Source organism: Pseudomonas guariconensis, assembly GCF_040822035.1.
GTDB lineage: Bacteria > Pseudomonadota > Gammaproteobacteria > Pseudomonadales > Pseudomonadaceae > Aquipseudomonas > Aquipseudomonas guariconensis.
In genome coordinates, this window is sequence record NZ_CP162012.1 from 1870417 (window position 1) to 1889496 (window position 19080).

Annotated in this window: 15 protein-coding genes; 12 read left to right on the forward strand and 3 right to left on the reverse strand. The window is 64.4% G+C overall.

The window, feature by feature from the left end; all coding sequences use genetic code 11:
- Nucleotides 1-3 precede the first annotated feature (3 nt).
- The 3 genes from rnhA (at nucleotide 4) to AB1N67_RS08465 (ending at nucleotide 3747) form a co-directional block, all read left to right on the forward strand.
- Nucleotides 4-450 carry a ribonuclease HI gene (rnhA, locus tag AB1N67_RS08455; RefSeq protein ID WP_043214135.1) on the forward strand — a complete coding sequence of 149 codons (447 nt, stop codon included), beginning with the start codon at nucleotides 4-6 and terminating at the stop codon, nucleotides 448-450.
- Between the two features lie 129 nt (nucleotides 451-579).
- Nucleotides 580-1356, forward strand: a complete 777-nt coding sequence (dnaQ, locus tag AB1N67_RS08460) for a DNA polymerase III subunit epsilon (protein WP_043214132.1) — start codon at nucleotides 580-582, stop codon at nucleotides 1354-1356.
- Between the two features lie 129 nt (nucleotides 1357-1485).
- Nucleotides 1486-3747 (forward strand): Orn/Lys/Arg decarboxylase N-terminal domain-containing protein, encoded by a 2262-nt coding sequence (locus AB1N67_RS08465; protein WP_102081781.1) that lies wholly within the window; start codon nucleotides 1486-1488, stop codon nucleotides 3745-3747.
- On the opposite strand, the gene AB1N67_RS08470 is transcribed toward AB1N67_RS08465, so the two are convergent.
- Nucleotides 3731-3949, reverse strand: coding sequence for a hypothetical protein (locus AB1N67_RS08470; protein WP_043214129.1), 219 nt, complete (start codon nucleotides 3947-3949; stop codon nucleotides 3731-3733). The two genes, AB1N67_RS08465 and AB1N67_RS08470, sit on opposite strands and share 17 nt — an antisense overlap.
- A 154-nt stretch (nucleotides 3950-4103) precedes the next feature.
- Here AB1N67_RS08470 and AB1N67_RS08475 point away from each other — a divergent pair, with 154 nt between their 5' ends.
- Nucleotides 4104-4661, forward strand: a complete 558-nt coding sequence (locus AB1N67_RS08475) for an NADPH-dependent FMN reductase (protein ID WP_090345844.1) — start codon at nucleotides 4104-4106, stop codon at nucleotides 4659-4661.
- A 100-nt stretch (nucleotides 4662-4761) separates the two neighbouring features.
- Here AB1N67_RS08475 and phnX read toward each other — a convergent pair whose 3' ends face one another.
- Nucleotides 4762-5589: a phosphonoacetaldehyde hydrolase gene (phnX, locus tag AB1N67_RS08480; RefSeq protein WP_043214125.1), complete on the reverse strand. Its 828-nt coding sequence runs from the start codon at nucleotides 5587-5589 to the stop codon at nucleotides 4762-4764.
- A gap of 37 nt (nucleotides 5590-5626) precedes the next feature.
- The gene (locus tag AB1N67_RS08485; RefSeq protein ID WP_043214121.1) at nucleotides 5627-6733 is read right to left on the reverse strand and encodes a 2-aminoethylphosphonate--pyruvate transaminase; all 1107 of its coding nucleotides are present in this window, start codon (nucleotides 6731-6733) and stop codon (nucleotides 5627-5629) included.
- A 113-nt stretch (nucleotides 6734-6846) separates the two neighbouring features.
- On the opposite strand from AB1N67_RS08485, the gene AB1N67_RS08490 reads away from it, so the two are divergent.
- From AB1N67_RS08490 to AB1N67_RS08525, 8 genes are all read left to right on the forward strand, one after another.
- Nucleotides 6847-7710 carry a LysR substrate-binding domain-containing protein gene (locus tag AB1N67_RS08490; protein WP_043214119.1) on the forward strand — a complete coding sequence of 288 codons (864 nt, stop codon included), beginning with the start codon at nucleotides 6847-6849 and terminating at the stop codon, nucleotides 7708-7710.
- A 98-nt stretch (nucleotides 7711-7808) separates the two neighbouring features.
- Nucleotides 7809-8840: an AraC family transcriptional regulator gene (locus tag AB1N67_RS08495; RefSeq protein WP_043214117.1), complete on the forward strand. Its 1032-nt coding sequence runs from the start codon at nucleotides 7809-7811 to the stop codon at nucleotides 8838-8840.
- Nucleotides 8841-8909: 69 nt separating this feature from the next.
- Nucleotides 8910-13397, forward strand: a complete 4488-nt coding sequence (locus tag AB1N67_RS08500; RefSeq protein WP_367863669.1) for an NEL-type E3 ubiquitin ligase domain-containing protein — start codon at nucleotides 8910-8912, stop codon at nucleotides 13395-13397.
- 121 nt (nucleotides 13398-13518) lie between these two features.
- Nucleotides 13519-15165, forward strand: a complete 1647-nt coding sequence (locus AB1N67_RS08505; RefSeq protein WP_367863670.1) for an AMP-binding protein — start codon at nucleotides 13519-13521, stop codon at nucleotides 15163-15165.
- A gap of 11 nt (nucleotides 15166-15176) precedes the next feature.
- A complete protein-coding gene (locus AB1N67_RS08510; protein WP_090345834.1) occupies nucleotides 15177-15944 on the forward strand; it encodes an SDR family NAD(P)-dependent oxidoreductase in 768 nt (255 codons plus the stop codon).
- Nucleotides 15945-15956: 12 nt separating this feature from the next.
- Nucleotides 15957-17150 (forward strand): acetyl-CoA C-acyltransferase, encoded by a 1194-nt coding sequence (locus tag AB1N67_RS08515; protein WP_090345832.1) that lies wholly within the window; start codon nucleotides 15957-15959, stop codon nucleotides 17148-17150.
- Between the two features lie 8 nt (nucleotides 17151-17158).
- Nucleotides 17159-18286 (forward strand): acyl-CoA dehydrogenase, encoded by a 1128-nt coding sequence (locus AB1N67_RS08520; RefSeq protein ID WP_182941375.1) that lies wholly within the window; start codon nucleotides 17159-17161, stop codon nucleotides 18284-18286.
- Between the two features lie 13 nt (nucleotides 18287-18299).
- A complete protein-coding gene (locus AB1N67_RS08525; protein ID WP_043213863.1) occupies nucleotides 18300-19073 on the forward strand; it encodes an enoyl-CoA hydratase in 774 nt (257 codons plus the stop codon).
- Nucleotides 19074-19080: the final 7 nt, after the last annotated feature.

The window sequence follows — 19080 nt, forward strand, 5'->3', positions numbered from 1 at the left end:
TACATGAGCGAGAGCGTCGAGATCTACACCGATGGTGCCTGCAAGGGCAACCCGGGCCCGGGTGGCTGGGGTGTGCTGATGATTTACAAAGGCGTCGAGAAGGAGCTGTGGGGCGGCGAGCGCGAAACCACCAACAACCGCATGGAACTGATGGCTGCGATCCAGGGGCTGATGGCACTCAAGCGTGAATGCGAGGTGGTGCTCACCACCGATTCGCAATACGTCATGAAAGGCATCAACGAGTGGATGGCCAACTGGAAGAAGCGCGGTTGGAAAACGGCGGCCAAGGAACCGGTGAAAAACGCCGACCTCTGGCAGCAGCTCGACGAGCAGGTCAACCGTCACAAGGTTACCTGGAAGTGGGTGCGTGGACACATCGGCCACCCTGGCAACGAGCGTGCCGACCAACTGGCCAACCGCGGTGTCGACGAAGTGCGTGCCAAGCGCTGAGTCCTTGAGTCAAAGGTGCACTGCAGCGGGTATGGCCGCTGCCAAAGCCTGGGTTGGTCAGGTGGTAGCGGGTTCACCCGACGTAGCGCCCCACCCTGTCGTTTGGGGTACAATCCCGGCTTTGTCCTGATGCAAGTTGGAGCCACCCGCGTGGAGCAGCAAGTCAACCGGTACGTCGTCCTCGATACCGAAACCACCGGCATGCCGGTCACCGAAGGCCACCGGATCATCGAGATCGGCTGCGTCGAGGTCATCGGCCGGCGCCTGACCGGGCGCAACTTCCACGTCTATCTGCAACCGGACCGCGAGAGTGACGAAGGCGCGATCGGGGTGCACGGCATCACCGATGCCTTCCTGATCGGCAAACCGCGATTCGCCGATGTCGCCGAAGAGTTCTTCGAGTACATCAAAGGCGCGCACCTGGTCATCCACAACGCGGCGTTCGACGTTGGCTTCATCAACAACGAGTTCGCCCTGCTGGGCCAGCACGACCGCGCCGACGTTTCCCAATACTGCACCGTCATCGACACCCTGATGCTGGCGCGGGCGCGGCACCCGGGCCAGCGCAACAGCCTCGATGCGTTGTGCAAACGCTATGGCATCGACAACTCCGGTCGTGAGCTGCACGGCGCACTGCTCGACTCCGAACTGCTGGCCGACGTCTACCTGGCGATGACCGGTGGCCAGACCAGCCTGTCGCTGGCGGCCCATGGGGCAGACGGCGACGAGTCCGGCGAAGGCGGTACCGGCAGCGAGATCCGCCGCATCGTCGGGCGCCAGCCGGGGCGAGTCATCCTGGCCAGTGCCGAGGAGCTCGAAGCACATGCCGAGCGCTTGGCAGCGATCGCCAAATCGGCGGGGGCGCCGTCGATGTGGCAGGCGCTCACGGAGCCTGCCGCCAGCTGATTGGCTATACCGGGGCCGCTCTGCGGCCCTTTCCCAGGCGACGCCAGCGCCCGCAGAAAGATGCGCAGCCTGATCGGCCAGCTTCTACCCTGAAAGGACGGACCTGTCCTGCGAAGGGAGTAGTTGCCGATGTACAAGGACCTCAAGTTCCCCATCCTCATCGTCCACCGCGCGATCAAGGCCGACAGCGTCGCCGGTGAGCGCGTGCGCGGCATTGCCGAGGAGCTCGCCCAGGACGGTTTCGCCATCCTGGCCGCCGCCGACCAGGCTGAAGCCAGGCTGGTAGCGGCGACCCATCACGGCCTGGCCTGCATGTTGATCGCCGCCGAAGGCGTCGGAGAAGACGCTCATCTGTTGCAAAGCATGGCTGAGCTGATTCGCCTGGCGCGACAACGTGCGCCAGACCTGCCGATCTTCGCCCTCGGTGAACAGGTCACCCTCGAATATGCCCCGGCTGAAGCCATGAGCGAGCTCAACCAGTTGCGCGGCATCCTCTACCTGTTCGAAGACACCGTCCCCTTTCTTGCCCGTCAAGTCGCCCGCGCCGCCCACAATTATCTCGACGGCTTGTTACCGCCGTTCTTCAAGGCCCTGGTGCAGCACACCGCGCAATCGAACTATTCCTGGCACACGCCTGGTCATGGCGGTGGCGTGGCCTACCGCAAGAGCCCGGTGGGGCAGGCGTTCCATCAGTTCTTCGGGGAAAACACCTTGCGCTCGGACCTGTCGGTCTCGGTGCCCGAGCTCGGCTCACTGCTCGACCACACAGGCCCTTTGGCCGAGGCCGAAGCCCGAGCTGCGCGTAACTTCGGCGCCGACCACACGTTCTTCGTGATCAACGGCACATCGACCGCCAACAAGATCGTCTGGCATGCCATGGTCGGTCGCGACGACTTGGTGCTGGTGGATCGCAACTGCCACAAGTCGGTGGTCCACGCCATCATCATGACTGGCGCCATCCCGGTCTACCTGTGCCCGGAGCGCAACGAACTGGGCATCATCGGTCCGATCCCGCTCAGCGAATTCAGCGCGGCCTCGATTCAGGCGAAAATCAAGGCCAACCCTCTGGCCCGGGGGCGGGCGGCGCGTATTCGCCTGGCCGTGGTGACCAACTCCACCTATGACGGTTTGTGCTATCACGCAGGGCTGATCAAGCAGGAGCTCGGCGCCAGTGTCGAGGTGCTGCACTTCGACGAAGCCTGGTTCGCCTATGCCGCCTTCCACGAGTTCTTTGCCGGGCGCTATGCCATGGGCACAGCGCGTGGCGACGGCAGCCCGCTGGTGTTCAGCACCCATTCCACCCACAAACTGCTGGCAGCGTTCAGCCAGGCGTCGATGATCCACGTGCAGGATGGCAGCCAGCGGCAACTGGACCGCGACCGCTTCAACGAAGCCTTCATGATGCACATCTCCACCTCGCCGCAGTACAGCATTCTGGCGTCACTGGACGTGGCGTCGAGCATGATGGAAGGCCCGGCCGGGCGCTCGCTGTTGCAGGAGATGTTTGACGAAGCCCTGAGCTTTCGTCGTGCACTGGCTAACCTGCGTGAACACATCGCCGCTGATGACTGGTGGTTCAGCATCTGGCAGCCACCTGCAGCCGAAGGGATCCACCGCCTGGCGGCGCAGGACTGGCTGCTGCAGCCGGGCGCCGAGTGGCACGGTTTTGGCGAAGTGGAGCAGGACTACGTGCTGCTCGACCCGCTGAAGGTCACCCTGGTGATGCCGGGGCTCACGGCAGGGGGCGCCTTGGGCGAGCACGGCATTCCGGCGGCGGTGGTGAGCAAGTTTCTCTGGGAGCGAGGGCTGGTGGTGGAGAAGACCGGGTTGTACAGCTTCCTGGTGTTGTTCTCCATGGGTATTACCAAGGGCAAGTGGAGCACCTTGCTCACCGAGCTTCTGGAGTTCAAGCGCCACTACGATGGCAACACACCGTTGAGTCTTTGTCTGCCCAGCGTGATGGCGGTAGCGCCGTCACGCTATCAGGGCCTAGGGCTGCGTGATCTGTGTGAGCAGTTGCATGACTGCTACCGGACCAATGCAACGGCCAAGCAGCTCAAGCGGCTGTTCACCCGTTTGCCGGAGATGGCCATGAGCCCGGCCCAAGCCTATGACCAACTCGTGCGGGCAGAGGTGGAGGCCGTGCCGATCGAGGCGCTGCTGGGGCGTGTCTCGGCGGTCATGCTGGTGCCGTATCCACCGGGCATTCCGTTGATCATGCCGGGGGAGCGCTTTACCGACTCCACGCGGGCAATCATCGACTATCTGGCCTTCGCCCGGGCCTTCAACAGCGGTTTTCCGGGTTTTGTCGCCGATGTCCATGGCCTGCAATGCGAAGACGCTGGCCAGGGCCCCGTCTATACGGTCGACTGCATCAAGGAATGCGGATGAGTTCAACGCCGCTGCGGGCCAGTTCGAAGCGGTCTTCGCCCAGGTGATTGACCCGGTCGCCGACGGGCAGTCGGTAGGTGACGATGGGGGCGCCGAGGGTGCTGCCGTCGGCCTGGAGCGTCGACTCCTGGAACTCGTGCACGGGATAGATGCGGCCTTCGGCGTCACGAGCGTGGAATTGGCCGACCAGGATTGCTGCCATTTGCGAGAAAACCTCTGAAATTATCGGAAACATCTGCAGGCATAGACCGATGAAACCGGGGGGAAGTTTTCCGCAGGTGGGAAAAAAACTCCGGGAATGGGGAGCGGTCATCTATAACTACAACTTCCCCAACCAATAGAGGTTGCACACCACCATGAGCCAGGTTTATTCGGTAGCGGTCGTCGTCGGCAGCTTGCGTAAGGATTCCTACAACCGCAAGGTGGCCCGGGCCCTGGGAGAGTTGGCGCCCTCCAGCCTTGCGCTGAAGATCGTCGAAATCGGCGACCTGCCGTTGTACAACGAAGATGTCGAGGCCAATGCGCCGGAGGCCTGGAAGCGTTTTCGCGACGAGATCCGGCGCAGCGACGCGGTGCTGTTCGTCACCCCTGAATACAACCGCTCGGTGCCTGGTGGGTTGAAGAATGCCATCGATGTGGGCTCGCGACCCTACGGGCAAAGCGCCTGGAGCGGCAAGCCAGCAGCGGTGGTGAGCGTATCGCCGGGCGCGATTGGAGGGTTCGGGGCCAACCATGCGGTGCGTCAGGCGCTGGTGTTCCTGGACATGCCCTGCATGCAGATGCCGGAGGCCTACCTCGGGGGGGCGGCGAGCCTGTTCGAAGATTCGGGCAAGCTCAATGACAAGACTCGCCCGTTCCTGCAGGCCTTCATCGACAAGTTCGCGGCCTGGGTGAAGCTCAACCGCGCGGTCTGACATCTGCATGAGCGATCCGACCCATTCGTGGACGAGCCCGCACTGACGGGGCAGTGCATCCCTTGTAAGTGGGGGCTTGTCCGCGAGCGGCACCTGAGGCTTACGAGGCCTGTGGCATTTCCCCTTTGGCCAGGCGACGGTTGATGTCGGCGATGACCTCTGGCAGCTCGTTGATGGTGTCGATCAGATAGTGTGGGCGGGAGCTTTCGAACATCGCGTGGATGCGCTTGCGCTCGCTTTCGAGCTTCTCGGCGCTCAGGGCGCGGTAACCCTCCCAGGTCAGGCCCAGGGCGTTGCCCGAACAGACCAGAGCGACGGTCCACATGCCGGCGCGACGGCCTTCGAGTATTCCTGGCACGGTGTCGTCGACCTTGACGCAGGCGGCGACATCATCGATGCCCAGGGCGATCACGTTGGCCAGGGCCTGGGCCGGCCACGGACGACCGTTCGGGGTTTCGTCGGTGGCCACCACGTGGTCGGCGACATACCCATTCTGCTTGGCCAGCTCCACCACCTTGTCCATCACCACTTTCGGGTAGCCGGAGCAGGAGCCGATCTTCAGGCCATCCTTGCGCAGGCCTGTCAGGGTGTCCAGGGCGCCTGGGATCAGCGCCGAGTGCACAGCGATCTTCTCGATCTGCAGGGGCATGAAGCGTTCGTAGATGGCGGTGACATCGTCATCGGTCGGCGTACGGCCGAACACTTTGCGGTAGCGCTCGGCAATCTCGGGCACATCGCACAGGGTACGGATGTGATCCCACTTGCCCATGCCCATCGGGCCACGGGCTTCTTCGATGGATACCTGGACATCGAATTCGGCGAAGGCTTCGACGAAGATCTGGGTCGGGGCGAAGGAGCCGAAGTCGACCACGGTACCGGCCCAGTCGAGGATGGCGGCTTGCAGCTGGGTTGGGTTGCTGTAGTTCATGTGCGCGGGTTCCTGAAGAAAAGGGTCGGTCGTTGAATTAGATGTCCAGCACTTCCATTTCCCGCAGCACCTGGGCTACGGCATCGACGGCAGCTTGCATGCCCTCGGCACCCACCACGCCGATGCAGCCAACGCGGAAAGTTTCCACCTGGGTCAGCTTGCCCGGATAGAGGATGAAACCCTTGGCCTTGACGCGCTCGTAGAAGTCCTTGAACTGGTAGCGAGCGTCTCGCGGAGCATGGAAGGTGACGATGATCGGCGCCTGGATCTCGGCAGGCAGGAAGCTGCGCAGGCCGAGCTTGGCCATGCCCTCGAGCAGGGTCTTGCAGTTGTCGGCGTAGCGTTGGTGACGAGCGGGCAGGCCGCCTTCCTCGTTGTATTGCACCAGGGCTTCATGCAACGCCGCCACTACGTGAGTGGGCGGGGTGAAGCGCCATTGGCCGGTCTTGGCCATGTACGCCTGCTGGTCTTGCAGGTCCATGGCCAGGGAGTGGCAGTTGCCTTCGGAGGCGGCCAGGGCGTTTTTCTCGGCGAAGACGAAGCCCATCCCCGGTACGCCTTCAAGGCACTTGCCGGAGGCGGCGATAAGGGCCTCGAAAGGTACGTGTGCGGCATCGATCGGCAGGGCGCCGAAGGAACTCATGGCGTCGATGATCAGGCGCTTGCCGTGGCGTTTGACCACCTGGGCGATCTCGGGCAGCGGGTTGAGGATGCCGGTGCTGGTTTCGCAGTGGATCAGCGCCACGTGGGTGACGGCCGGGTCGGCGGCCAGCAGGCGGTCGACATCGGCGGCGGTGGTCGGTTGGTCTTCGGCGGTCTCGAAGGTGCTGTAGGCACGGCCCAGGACCTTGCAGATCTTGGCCAGGCGCTGGCCGTAGGCACCGTTGATCAGCACCAGCACTTTGCCGTCGCGTGGCACCAGGGTGCCGATGGCGGCCTCCACGGCGAAGGTGCCGCTGCCCTGCAGAGGGACGCAGTGGTGGGTGGCCGCGCCGTTGACGATGGCCAGCAGTTGCTCGCACAGGCTGGCGGTCAGCTGGTTGAAGTCGCGGTCCCAGGAGCCCCAGTCCACCAGCATGGCTTGGCGGGTGCGGGACGAGGTGGTCAATGGGCCAGGGGTCAGCAGGATCGGGGCGTTGCTCATTCCGGTATTCCTCACAAGCGGTGGGCTGAAACTTACGGGGCCTAAATTGCAATTTGCCGAGTTATCAATCAAATTGTTTGTCGTTATGCCAGCCATAAGTAAGGCCGATAGCTATGAACCTGTTCCAACTGCGTGCCTTCGATGCGGTGGCCCGCGAAGGCAGCTTCACCCGCGCTGCGGCGCGCCTGTTCATCAGCCAGCCGGCGGTGACCGGACACGTCAAGGCGCTGGAGGAGCACTACCAGATCACGTTGTTGCGCCGGACCGCGCGACGGGTGGAGTTGACCGAGGAGGGCACGCGTCTGGCGGCCATCACCCGGGCGATGTTCAGCCTGGCCGAAGAGGCCCAGGCGATGCTCGAGGCCAACCGGCAATTGCTCACTGGGCGCCTGGAGGTCGCGGCCGATGGCCCGCACCGGGTGATGCCGATGCTTGGCATGCTGCGGGCGCGCTATCCGGGCATCACCGTCAACCTGCGCCTGGGCAACGCCCAGGAGACCTTGGCGGCGCTGTTGTCCGAGCACGCCGACGTGGCCGTGCTCACCGAGGTCGAGCCGCGCAAGGGCCTGTACTTGCAAAGCCTGGGGGACTCGCGGCTGTGCGTGTTGTTGCCGGCCAGCCATCCTTGGGCTGCAGGCGAGGGCGAGTTGCCTCTGGCTGACCTGGACCGCCAGATCATGGTACTGCGCGAACCCAGCTCCATGACCCGCCGCACCTTCGACCAGGCCTGCACCGCGGCCAAGGTGCAGCCTCGGGTGTTGCTGGAGCTGGACAGCCGCGAGGCGGTCACCGAGGCGGTGGCGGCCGAGTTAGGCTTTGGCATCGTCTCGTCGATGGAGGTGGCCCACGACCCTCGGGTGGTGGCCAGGCCATTGGCCGGGGAAGGCTTGGTCAATCGGCACATGATCGGCTGCCTGGAGCGGCGCCGGGAATTGCGGTTGATCCAGGCGTTCCTGGGGTTGGCCGCAAGCCTTTGAAGCAAGCGCCACGCAGCAAGCCCCGCTGCCCGGCGCTGGCGTTTTTCCCCCACGGGCCTAAGATGGCCGGCTGAAACAACACAGGCGCTGGATGGCCAATGAGCGAGAAAGACACCATTTCCATGCAACTGGTGCGCGAGGCGCTGTTGCAGACCTGCCCGGCCGGGCAGGCTGACGCGCCCTTGCTGGCCCGTGCTGGCATCGACGCCAGCGAGCTCGACCTGCCCCAGGCACGGGTCAGTGCAGAAGCCTACGCCCGGCTCTGGCGCCTGCTGGCGCGCCGTTGCAATGACGAATTCTTCGCCATGGACCCGCGCGGCCTGCGCAGTGGCAGCCTGGCGTTCCTGTGCCGGGCCAGCATGGCCCAACCCACCCTCGGTGCAGGGCTGGAAACTGCCCTGGCGTTTCTGTCGTTGATGCTCGAGGACCTGCAGCCGAGCCTGGTGCGCCAGCAGAGCCTGGCCGAAATCGTCATCAACGAGCCGCGGGAGACACCGCGCCGCGCCTTTACCTACTTCACCTTCTGGATGATCGTACACGGCGTGGCCTGCTGGCTGGCCGGGCGACGCATCCCGATCCTGGCCATCGATTTGCGCTGTGCCGAGCCGCCGTTTTGCGACGATTATCGGGTGATGTTCTCGGAAAACCTGCAGTTCGACCGACCCCGCACGCGCATGATCATCGCCGCCGACTGCCTGGATGTACCGCTCAAGCGCACAGCAGAGGAACTGCAGCGTTTTCTGGCCGAAGCGCCGGGCAACATCCTCGTCAAGTACCGCGATCCGGCCAGCCTGGCACGGCGCATTCGCCACGACCTGCTGGTCTTGGACCCGGCCTCCTGGCCGGATGCCGAAACGCTGGCACGCCAGCTGTGCCTGTCTGCATCGACGCTGCGCCGTCGTCTGGCCGAAGAAGGCCAAACCTACCAGGGCCTCAAGGACAGCGTAAGGCGCCAATTGGCGATCCAATGGCTGGCCGATTGTGAGGTAGGGCTGGGCACTATCGCCGAACGTCTGGGGTTCGCTGACAGCAGCTCCTTCTACAAGGCGTTTCGTAAATGGTTTGGGTGCAACCCAGGGCACTACCGCGAGCTGAGCGGAATGTCCGGCCCGGCCAAGGCACTACCCTAGGCGGATTTCCGTCTGCCGCGCGAGACGGCCTGTCGCCAAGGTGGCGCCTTTCGACACGAAGGGTTCACCATGACAAAGCGCGACAACCTACCCCTGGATGCGGCAAAAAAAGCCAAGCTGGCCACGGCTACCGATGACTTCATCATCAAGCGATTGCCTGCTTGGCTGGAGCAGGGCACGCCTGGGCAGATCAGCGCGCTTCGGACGCATTACAAGGCTCTGAAGGCCAGCCAGGCCAAGGTGAGCAAGGCGACCGAAGCCCTGGTCGGGCTCAAGGCGTATGCGGAGGAAAAACTGCGCCCGCTGCTGCCCACCACGCCGGCCCCCGATACGCTGCAATGGCGCGAGATCCTGCCCAGTCTGCAGGTTCCATTGAGCACCGGTTGGCTGGATTACACGCCCGATGAGCGTCGCCATCCCGGTCTGCTGAGACTGATGCAGAACTTCACCGAGGGCGCCCGGTTCTACGACGGCAGTGGTTTGGTGGCCGAAGGCAAAGACACCGTGCTGACACCTGACCTGACCGAGCTGGTCCGGCAATGCCGCGCACTGGACGCCGGTGCTGGCTATCAGGCTTTGCTGAACAAGGTATTCGACCCGTCCACTTGCACCGCCCTGGCTGGCGAAAAGCGCGCAGGTCTGAAGCTTGCGGCCGCTGTCGCTGGGCTGGAAGGACGGCTGGACAGCAGCGCGCAGGCGGCCTTGGAGCGGGTGGTGGATGCTGGCAGCGAGCAGGGCGGGCAGACACTCGCCTATCCCGGCTTGCTGACGGTACTCGGGCAGCCTTTGGTGGATGGGTTGCTGGTGCAACTGCGCGACAGTGAAGGTGAGGATGTGGGGCAGGTGCTCTACCTGGGAGGGGATCCGGAGCATGCCGTGCGCCATTATTCTTCCCGCTCGGCCTTGAACCAGGCCCTGGTTGAGTCACTCAAGCGGCCGGAGTATCAACAATCGTTCGGCCAGCGAATCGCGCTCGGCCAGCGGCCAGAATGGCTGGCACTGCTCAAACTGCGCCTGGCCGATACCCAGCCTGATCTGCAGATCGAAGGCGAACCGGTGACTGGCGATGTATTCGATGGCCTTGTGCAGCGCCAGGTTGAGCGCCTGAAAGCCGATGCCCGCCTGCTGTTGGTACCGACCGCCGAAGTGGACCACCAGGCCAGCAAGTCCAGGCTGCAGGCTTGGAAGGACGCGGGGCTTGGCTTGGCCAATCTGGCCGGGTTGTTCGTGCCTACTGTCGGGGCCGTGCTGCTGGGGCAGTTCGTCGTGCAGACATTGGCTCATGTGTTCGAGGGGGCAGTGGACTGGCAGCGCGGTCATCAGCACGAGGCGCTTGATCATATGCTGGGTGTTGCAGAGAACCTGGCGGTGGCCGGCGTGGTGGCCACCGGCGCCCAGGCCGTGGCCAGTGGGTTTGAGCGCAGCGCGTTCGTCGATGCGCTGGAACCGGTGACGGTCGATGGCAGCACGGCTCGGCTCTGGAACAACGACTTGAGTGTCTATGCGTGTTCGCCGGCCGACCCCCAGCCTGCGCCGGATGGGCTCTGTGGCACGGGCGAGCGGCGCTGGCTGCGCCGGGGGCAACGCTACTACGAAGTACACCGGCCGGTATCGGACGGCCCCTGGCGTCTGCGTCATCCTGAGCGCCAGGACGCGTTTGGTCCAATCGTCGAGACCAATGGCGAGCGCTGCTGGCGTCTGCGCCAGGACAACCCGCTGGAGTGGAGCGACAGCGCCCAAATGCTCGATACCTTGTGGCCGATGCCCGAGCCCCTGGACGCCGAGCATGCCGAGCAGATTCTGCGCATCGCGGTGATGGACCAAACCCAGTTGCGCGCGTTACTGGTGGAGAACCGCCCATTGCCAGTGCAACTGCGCAGCACCTTGCGGCGTTTCGAGGCCCATGGACGAATCGAGGCGTTCTTCGATCACCTGGTCGCCGGCACCGAGGGCGAGGCGCAGATCCAGGCATGGTGCGATGCCCGACCTGAACTGCAGACGCTGAGCCCGACGGCCCGACGTGAAAAATTGCTGGGTGACCAGGCGCTGCTACGCGAGCAACTGCTCCAGCACCTGAGCCAGGAGACCCTGGCCGACGATGCGTTGCGCACCCTGCTGAAGCGGGATTTTCCCGGATTACCGGAGGCCTATGCTCAGGACGCGATCAGCGATGTGTCCGCGGCGCAGCGTAGCCTGGCGTTGGCCGAGTCCCGAATACCTCTGGCGCTCGCGCGCAGGGCGCGCGTGCTCAGTCAGCACGCTCGATTGGCGCGCGCCTTGGAAGGGGTCTACCTGTCCCATGCCGACAGCAACCTGTGTGGTGAACTGGTGTTGGCCGTGCTGTCGCGTGTGCCCAACTGGCCACAAGAGGTGAACCTGGAGCTGCGTGAAGGTTCGGACACCGGCCCGCGTCTGGCGGTGATCGCGCCCACGGCCAGGCGTGACGAGGCCCGAACGTTGCTGGTGCGCAAGGAAGGCCGGTTCCGTCTCTATGACTACCATGGGCGTGAGCTGGAAACAGACGTCGCCGAGCCGGGCGGGATCTTCGAGGCGGTCAGCGCCGCGCTGACGTCCGAGCAGGCCACTCGGTTGGGCTTGGCAGCCGGCGATGTGCCACAGGCGTTGCGTTTGCTGGTTCAAGGTCGACTGCCGACGACGCGCAAGGCACTGTTGCAACTGCTCAGCTGGCCGGAGCATGCAGCGTCGCTCAATCTGCCCCGGCGCCTGACCGATGGCCGGCTCGGCTATCCACTCAGTGGCCGTGGCGCGGTGCGTCAGCGTGCGGCGGACACCTTGCGGATACGTATTCGCAGCCTTTACCCGCAGTTCGATGACGAGCGGGTGGAAGCATTTCTCGCGCAATTGCTCAGCTTACCGGGTTCGCCGTTCGAAGTGTTGCTGGTCCAGGAGAGCCAATATGCCCAGCTCGACGAGGCGCTCAACCGATGGGTGTCGGCTGAAGGGAGCGCATCCAGGCGCACGCTGCGCCAACACCTGGGCCAGCGGTTGCGCCAATGCTGGCGGCTGCAGGGGGAGTCGGTGACCGGGGAAGACGGGCAGCCACAAGGCATGCGCTTGGACCTGAGCGGTTTCGCGTCGCAGGTCCTGCCTGAGATACCCACGGAGGTCGAGTTCGCGCACGTAACGGAACTGTCACTGTCGAGCATGGATCTTGAGCAGGTGCCTACGCCGTTCCTGCGCTGCTTCGGTTCCGTACGGCGATTGAACCTGGCGGACAACCGCCTGCGCCGTGTGCCCCAAGGCTTGGGGTATCTGTCCGAACTGCGCAGCCTGCAGCTGGCGCGCAACGGCATTCGGCTCGATGCCGCCGGCATCGCTATTCTCACGACATTGCCCGAGCTTCAGGTGCTGGACCTGAGCTTCAATCCACTGGGGGCGCAGGAGATGCGCTGGAACCATCTCCCAAGGCTGGATCAGCTACGCCTGCGCCGATGCAGCCTGGCTACCTGGCCGTCGGGCCTCGAGTTGTGCGAACGGCTCACATACGTGGATCTGCGTGACAACCTGATCGCCAGTGTTCCGACCGAGACGCTGCACATGCCTTTGGCGCATCGGATGGCGTTCATCATCGAGGGCAATCCGCTGCCGTCTTGGGAATTGGCTCGCCTGGTTGCGCTGGATATCGACCATTTGCCCCATGACCCGCTGGACATCGAGGTTGTGGAAGCAATCACAACCCGTGACCGGTGGCTGCACGATAGCCAGGCCGATCTGCGCGAGGCTCGACAGGCGCAATGGGACAGCCTTGCCGCGACACCCGAAAGCAACGGCCTGTTCGAACTATTGGGCGAACTGCGACGCACATCGGATTACCAACGCACGCCAGCGGATCTGGCCGAGCAAGTCTGGGAACTCATTGGGTTCCTGGCCGACAACCCGTCCCTGCGCGACGGTTTGTATGCGTGGGCCAATCAGCCGCGCACCTGCAGCGACAGCGTTGCCCGTCAGTTCAGTGACCTGCTGGTGCACCGGCAGGTGGTCGAGGTGGAAAATCGAACGGGTATTGAAGACGCAGGCGAAGCGCTGCTGGAGCTGGGCCGCAAGTTGTTCCGCCTGGATCAGGTGCAGCGTTTCGCCTCCCGGGACATTGCCCAGCGGGTGGCTGCCGGGCGGGCCGTCGATGCCGTCGAGATCGATCTGTTCTACCGGGTGCGCCTGGCCCAGACACTGGACTTGCCTTTCCAGCCGCGCACGATGCGCTTCACGAACCTGGCCAACGTCAGCGAAGCACAGTTGCAAGAGGCCTTGCGCACCGTGCAGGCTGCGCAAACCAATCAAGCGCTGGCCGAGAGCCTGGGGGGGAGGCAGTTCTGGCGCGACTACGTGCAAGCCCGCCATCCGGCGGCCTTTGCCGATCTTGGCGCGTCTTTCGAGGCGCAAGGCTCGGAACTGGACGACGCCCGCACAGGGCTCTCCAGTCAGGAGTACACCGAGCGATGGGCGCGTTTGCAAAAGGCGCGAGAGGCGGCGGTGCAGAAGAGGGTCGAGCTGTTGACCTGCGAAATCCTCGAGTCGCAGGCCCTCGATCAGGCGTGAGATGACAACGGCCAAACCGGTCATCCAGATTGACAGCTTTGGCCATTGCCGGCCTGGGTGACCGGCGCGAACATCGTCAGACAAAGGGTCCACTCCAACAACAATAACCAGGAGTCTGACGATGCGTGACTACGCCGAAGCCGCCCGTTCGTTCGATTACACCCAGGCTGTCCAGGCTGCGTTGCAGGGCAACCTGCAGGCCATGAATGCCTGTGTCGAATGCTGCGACCGCCATGTGGGCAGCGATCGGCCTGCGTTGATCTGGGAGGATCGCGACGGTAATGGCGCGGTCTACAGCTTCGACCAACTGCAGGCCCTGGCCAAGCGCTTTGCCAATGTGTTGAAGGCTCAAGGCGTCGGCGCCGGTGACCGGGTCGCCGGCCTGATGCCACGCACCCCTGAGTTGTTGGTGAGCATTCTCGCCACCTGGCGTCTGGGGGCGGTCTACCAGCCGCTATTCACCGCCTTCGGTCCCAAGGCGATCGAGCATCGCCTGGAGCAGTCCCACGCCCGTGTGGTGGTCACCGAGCGCAACAACCGGCCCAAGCTCAACGATGTCGCGGATTGCCCGACGATCATCACGGTGGGCGCGGCGGCCGGTGAGCTGGATTTTCATACCGAGCTCAACGCTGCCCCCAACGAATGCGAGCCTGTGTGGCGTACTGGGGACGACCCCTTCCTGCTGATGTTCACCTCCGGCACCACCGGGCCGGCCAAACCACTGGAGGTGCCGTTGCGGGCCATCGTCGCCTTCCAAGGCTACATGCGCGATGCCATCGATCTGCGCCCGGACGACAAGTTCTGGAACCTGGCGGACCCGGGCTGGGCCTATGGTCTTTACTACGCCGTCACCGGCCCGTTGGCCTTGGGGCACGCCACCACCTTTTACGACGGCCCGTTCAGCGTCGAGAGCTGCGCACGGATGATCGACAAGCACGGCATCACCAACCTGGCCGGCTCACCGACTGCTTATCGGCTGCTGATAGCCGCCGGCAGCGATTTCTCGGCACCGATCAAAGGTCGCCTGCGGGTGGTCAGCAGTGCCGGCGAGCCGCTGAACCCGGAGGTCATTCGCTGGTTCGCGGACGAGCTGGGCGTGACCATCCACGACCATTACGGCCAGACCGAGCTCGGCATGGTGCTGTGCAACCACCACGCGCTCAAGCATACCGTCCACCCAGGCTCGGCCGGTTTCGCCATCCCCGGCCACCGCATCGTGGTGCTGAACGAGCAGGGCAACGAGTTGCCGTCCGGACAGCCCGGCATCCTCGCCGTCGATCGCGAACAGTCGCCGCTATGCTGGTTCGGGGGCTACCACGGGTTGCCGACCAAGGCCTTCGTCGGCAAGTACTACCTGAGCGGTGACACCGTCGAGCTCAATGCCGATGGCAGCATCAGCTTTGTCGGTCGCAGTGACGATGTGATCACCACCTCAGGCTACCGGGTCGGGCCGTTCGACGTGGAGAGTGCGCTGATCGAACATCCAGCGGTGATCGAGGCTGCGGTGATCGGCAAACCCGATCCGGAACGTACCGAACTGATCAAGGCATTCGTGGTGCTGGCCAAGGGGTTCGAAGGCAGCGCCGAACTGGAGGAAGCCCTGCGCCAGCATGTGCGTCAGCGTCTGTACGCCCATGCCTACCCGAGGGAAATCGAATTCGTCAGCGAGCTGCCCAAGACGCCGAGCGGCAAGCTGCAACGCTTCATCCTGCGTAATCAGGAAATTGCCCTACAACAAGCCGCGCAGGCTTCACACGCCAGCGCCTGAGGAAGTACATCATGCAGATAGCCAACAAGCATTTCATCGTCAGTGGCGCAGCTTCCGGGCTCGGTGCTGCCACCGCGCAGATGCTGGTCGCCGCCGGTGCCAAGGTCATGCTGGTCGACCTCAATGCCGAAGCGGTCGAGGCCAAGGCCCGTGAGCTGGGCGAGCAGGCCCGCTTCGCCGTCGCCGACATCAGCGACGAGCAGGCGGCCAAAGCGGCCGTCGATGCTGCGGTCAGCGCCTTCGGCAGCCTGCACGGGCTGGTCAATTGCGCCGGCATCGTCGGCGCCGAGAAGGTCCTAGGCAAACATGGCCCCCATGGCCTGGCCAGCTTCGCCAAGGTGATCAACGTCAACCTGATCGGCAGTTTCAACCTGCTGCGCCTGGCGGCGGCGGCCATGGCCGAAGGGGCGGCGGACGAAGGCGGCGAGCGCGGGGTGATCATCAATACCGCCTCGATCGCCGCCTACGACGGGCAGATCGGCCAGGCCGCCTATGCCGCTTCCAAAGGCGCCATCGCCAGCCTGACCTTGCCGACGGCCCGTGAGCTGGCGCGTTTCGGTATCCGCGTGATGACCATTGCCCCAGGCATCTTCGAGACGCCCATGATGGCCGGCATGACCCAGGAGGTCCGCGACTCCCTGGCCGCTGGCGTGCCGTTCCCGCCGCGCCTTGGGCGCCCGCAGGAATACGCAGCCCTGGCCCGCCATATCATCGAGAACAGCATGCTCAACGGCGAGGTGATCCGCCTCGACGGTGCCTTGCGCATGGCTGCCAAGTAAGGAGATCCGCACATGACACTCGCCAACGACCCGATCGTCATCGTCAGCGCCGTGCGCACGCCCATGGGCGGTCTGCAGGGCGACCTCAAGAGCCTGAGTGCGCCGCAGCTGGGCGCTGCCGCCATCCGTGCCGCCGTCGAGCGTGCCGGTATCCAGGGCGACAGCGTCGAGCAGGTGCTGTTCGGTTGTGTCCTGCCGGCAGGCCTCGGCCAGGCACCGGCACGCCAGGCTGCGCTTGGCGCGGGGCTGAACAAGCACACCACCTGTACCACCCTGAACAAGATGTGCGGCTCGGGCATGCAGGCGGCGATCATGGCCCATGACCTGCTGCTGGCCGGCAGCGCCGATGTGGTGGTGGCCGGCGGCATGGAAAGCATGACCAATGCGCCATACCTGCTGGACAAAGCCCGCGGCGGCTACCGCATGGGCCATGGCAAGATCATCGACCACATGTTCATGGACGGTCTGGAAGACGCCTACGACAAGGGCCGTCTGATGGGCACCTTCGCCGAGGATTGCGCCCAGGCCAATGGGTTCAGCCGCGAGGCTCAGGACCAGTTCGCCATCGCCTCGTTGACCCGCGCTCAGGACGCTATCAAGAACGGCCGCTTCGCCGCAGAGATCGTGCCGGTGGAGGTCACCGAGGGCAAAGAGAAGCGCCTGGTCAGTGACGACGAGCAGCCACCGAAGGCTCGCCTGGACAAGATCCCGCAACTGCGCCCGGCCTTCCGCGACGGCGGCACCGTGACGGCCGCCAACTCCAGCTCGATTTCCGATGGCGCTGCCGCGCTGGTGTTGATGCGCCGCTCCGAGGCGCAAAAGCGCGGGCTCAAGCCGCTGGCGGTGATCCATGGCCACGCGGCCTTCGCCGACGCCCCGGCGTTGTTCCCCACCGCACCCATTGGCGCCATCGACAAATTGATCAAGCGCACTGGCTGGAACCTGGCCGAGGTGGACCTGTTCGAGATCAACGAGGCCTTCGCGGTGGTCACCTTGGCGGCCATGAAACACCTGGACCTGCCGCACGAGAAGGTCAATATCCATGGCGGCGCCTGCGCCCTGGGCCATCCGATCGGTGCCTCCGGCGCACGCATCCTGGTGACCTTGCTATCGGCCTTGCGCCAGAACAATCTGCGCCGCGGCGTGGCGGCCATCTGCATCGGCGGTGGCGAGGCTACGGCCATGGCCGTCGAGTGCCTGTATTGAGGTGAACCATGCTGGTAACTGACGAGCAACAACAGATCGCCGACGCCGTCCGTGCATTCGCGCAGGAGCGCCTGAAACCTTTTGCCGAGCAGTGGGACAAGGAGCACCGCTTCCCTCGCGAGGCCATCGCCGAGATGGCTGAGCTGGGCCTGTTCGGCATGCTGGTGCCGGAGCAATGGGGCGGTAGCGACACCGGGTATGTGGCCTATGCCATGGCGCTGGAAGAAATCGCCGCGGGCGATGGTGCCTGTTCGACCATCATGAGCGTGCACAACTCGGTCGGCTGCGTGCCGATCCTGCGCTTTGGCAACGAGCAGCAAAAAGCGCAGTTCCTGACGCCGCTGGCCAGCGGCCAAATGCTCGGCGCGTTCGCCCTGACCGAACCCCAGGCCGGCTCCGACGCCAGCAGCCTGAAAACCCGCGCACGCCGCGACGGCGACCACTATGTGCTCAGCGGCAGCAAACAGTTCATCACCTCCGGACAGAACGCCGGGGTGGTGATTGTCTTCGCCGTGACCGACCCTGAGGCCGGTAAGCGTGGCATCAGTGCGTTCATCGTGCCCACCGATTCGCCGGGTTACCAGGTGGCGCGGGTCGAAGACAAGCTGGGTCAGCATGCTTCCGACACTTGCCAGATCGTGTTCGACGAGGTGCGTGTGCCGGTGGCCAATCGCCTGGGCGAAGAGGGCGAGGGTTACAAGATTGCCCTGGCCAACCTTGAGGGCGGGCGCATCGGCATTGCCTCCCAGGCCGTGGGTATGGCCAGGGCGGCATTCGAAGTGGCGCGCGACTACGCCAATGAGCGCCAGAGCTTCGGCAAGCCACTGATCGAGCATCAGGCCGTGGCCTTCCGCCTGGCCGATATGGCCACGCGCATCGCCGTGGCCCGGCAGATGGTGCTGCATGCCGCGGCACTGCGCGACGCAGGCCGTCCGGCGCTGGTCGAAGCCTCCATGGCGAAGCTTTTCGCCTCGGAAATGGCAGAAAAGGTCTGTTCGGATGCCTTGCAGACGCTCGGCGGTTATGGCTATCTGAGCGACTTCCCGCTGGAGCGGATCTACCGCGACGTTCGGGTCTGCCAGATCTACGAAGGCACCAGCGACATTCAGCGCATGGTCATTGCGCGCAATCTTTGAAGGAGCAGTCTGCATGGCATTCGAAACCATCCTGTTGGACATCCATGGCAAGGTCGGCCTGATCACCCTCAACCGGCCCCAGGCGCTCAATGCCCTGAACGCGCAGATCGTCGGCGAGATCAACCAGGCTTTGGACCAGCTCGAGCGTGACCCGAACATTGGCTGCGTGGTGCTCACCGGCTCGGCCAAGGCCTTCGCCGCGGGTGCTGACATCAAGGAAATGGCCGAGCTCAAGTATCCGCAGATCTACGTCGAAGACCTGTTCAGCGACGCCGACCGTATCGCCAACCGCCGCAAGCCGATCATCGCGGCTGTGTCCGGCTTTGCCTTGGGCGGTGGTTGTGAGCTGGCGATGATGTGCGACTTCATCCTGGCCGCCGACAACGCCAAGTTCGGCCAGCCTGAGATCAACCTCGGCGTGCTGCCTGGCATGGGCGGTACCCAGCGCCTGACCCGTGCGGTGGGCAAGGCCAAGGCCATGGAACTGTGCCTGACTGGTCGCCTGATGGGCGCCGAAGAGGCCGAGCGCGCTGGCCTGGTGGCCCGCGTGGTGCCGCAGGCTGAATTGCTCGAGGAGGCCCTGAAGGTCGCCGCGACCATCGCCAGCAAATCCATCCCGGTGAGCATGATGGTCAAGGAAAGCGTCAACCGCGCCTTCGAAGTCACCCTCAGCGAAGGGGTGCGCTTCGAGCGCCGGGTGTTCCATGCAGCGTTCGCCACCGAGGACCAGAAAGAAGGCATGGCCGCCTTCATCGCCAAGCGCGAGGCGCAATTCAAGGATCGTTGAGAACAGT

Bases quoted from the DNA above. Each gene is read 5' to 3' on its own strand.
- AB1N67_RS08500 (WP_367863669.1), top strand. From the start codon at position 8,910: ATGACAAAGCGCGACAACCTACCCCTGGATGCGGCAAAAAAAGCCAAG.
- AB1N67_RS08515 (WP_090345832.1), top strand. From the start codon at position 15,957: ATGACACTCGCCAACGACCCGATCGTCATCGTCAGCGCCGTGCGCACG.
- AB1N67_RS08525 (WP_043213863.1), top strand. From the start codon at position 18,300: ATGGCATTCGAAACCATCCTGTTGGACATCCATGGCAAGGTCGGCCTG.
- AB1N67_RS08465 (WP_102081781.1), top strand. From the start codon at position 1,486: ATGTACAAGGACCTCAAGTTCCCCATCCTCATCGTCCACCGCGCGATC.
- AB1N67_RS08495 (WP_043214117.1), top strand. From the start codon at position 7,809: ATGAGCGAGAAAGACACCATTTCCATGCAACTGGTGCGCGAGGCGCTG.
- rnhA (WP_043214135.1), top strand. From the start codon at position 4: ATGAGCGAGAGCGTCGAGATCTACACCGATGGTGCCTGCAAGGGCAAC.
- dnaQ (WP_043214132.1), top strand. From the start codon at position 580: ATGCAAGTTGGAGCCACCCGCGTGGAGCAGCAAGTCAACCGGTACGTC.
- AB1N67_RS08505 (WP_367863670.1), top strand. From the start codon at position 13,519: ATGCGTGACTACGCCGAAGCCGCCCGTTCGTTCGATTACACCCAGGCT.
- AB1N67_RS08510 (WP_090345834.1), top strand. From the start codon at position 15,177: ATGCAGATAGCCAACAAGCATTTCATCGTCAGTGGCGCAGCTTCCGGG.
- AB1N67_RS08520 (WP_182941375.1), top strand. From the start codon at position 17,159: ATGCTGGTAACTGACGAGCAACAACAGATCGCCGACGCCGTCCGTGCA.
- AB1N67_RS08490 (WP_043214119.1), top strand. From the start codon at position 6,847: ATGAACCTGTTCCAACTGCGTGCCTTCGATGCGGTGGCCCGCGAAGGC.
- AB1N67_RS08485 (WP_043214121.1), bottom strand. From the start codon at position 6,733: ATGAGCAACGCCCCGATCCTGCTGACCCCTGGCCCATTGACCACCTCG.
- phnX (WP_043214125.1), bottom strand. From the start codon at position 5,589: ATGAACTACAGCAACCCAACCCAGCTGCAAGCCGCCATCCTCGACTGG.
- AB1N67_RS08470 (WP_043214129.1), bottom strand. From the start codon at position 3,949: ATGGCAGCAATCCTGGTCGGCCAATTCCACGCTCGTGACGCCGAAGGC.
- AB1N67_RS08475 (WP_090345844.1), top strand. From the start codon at position 4,104: ATGAGCCAGGTTTATTCGGTAGCGGTCGTCGTCGGCAGCTTGCGTAAG.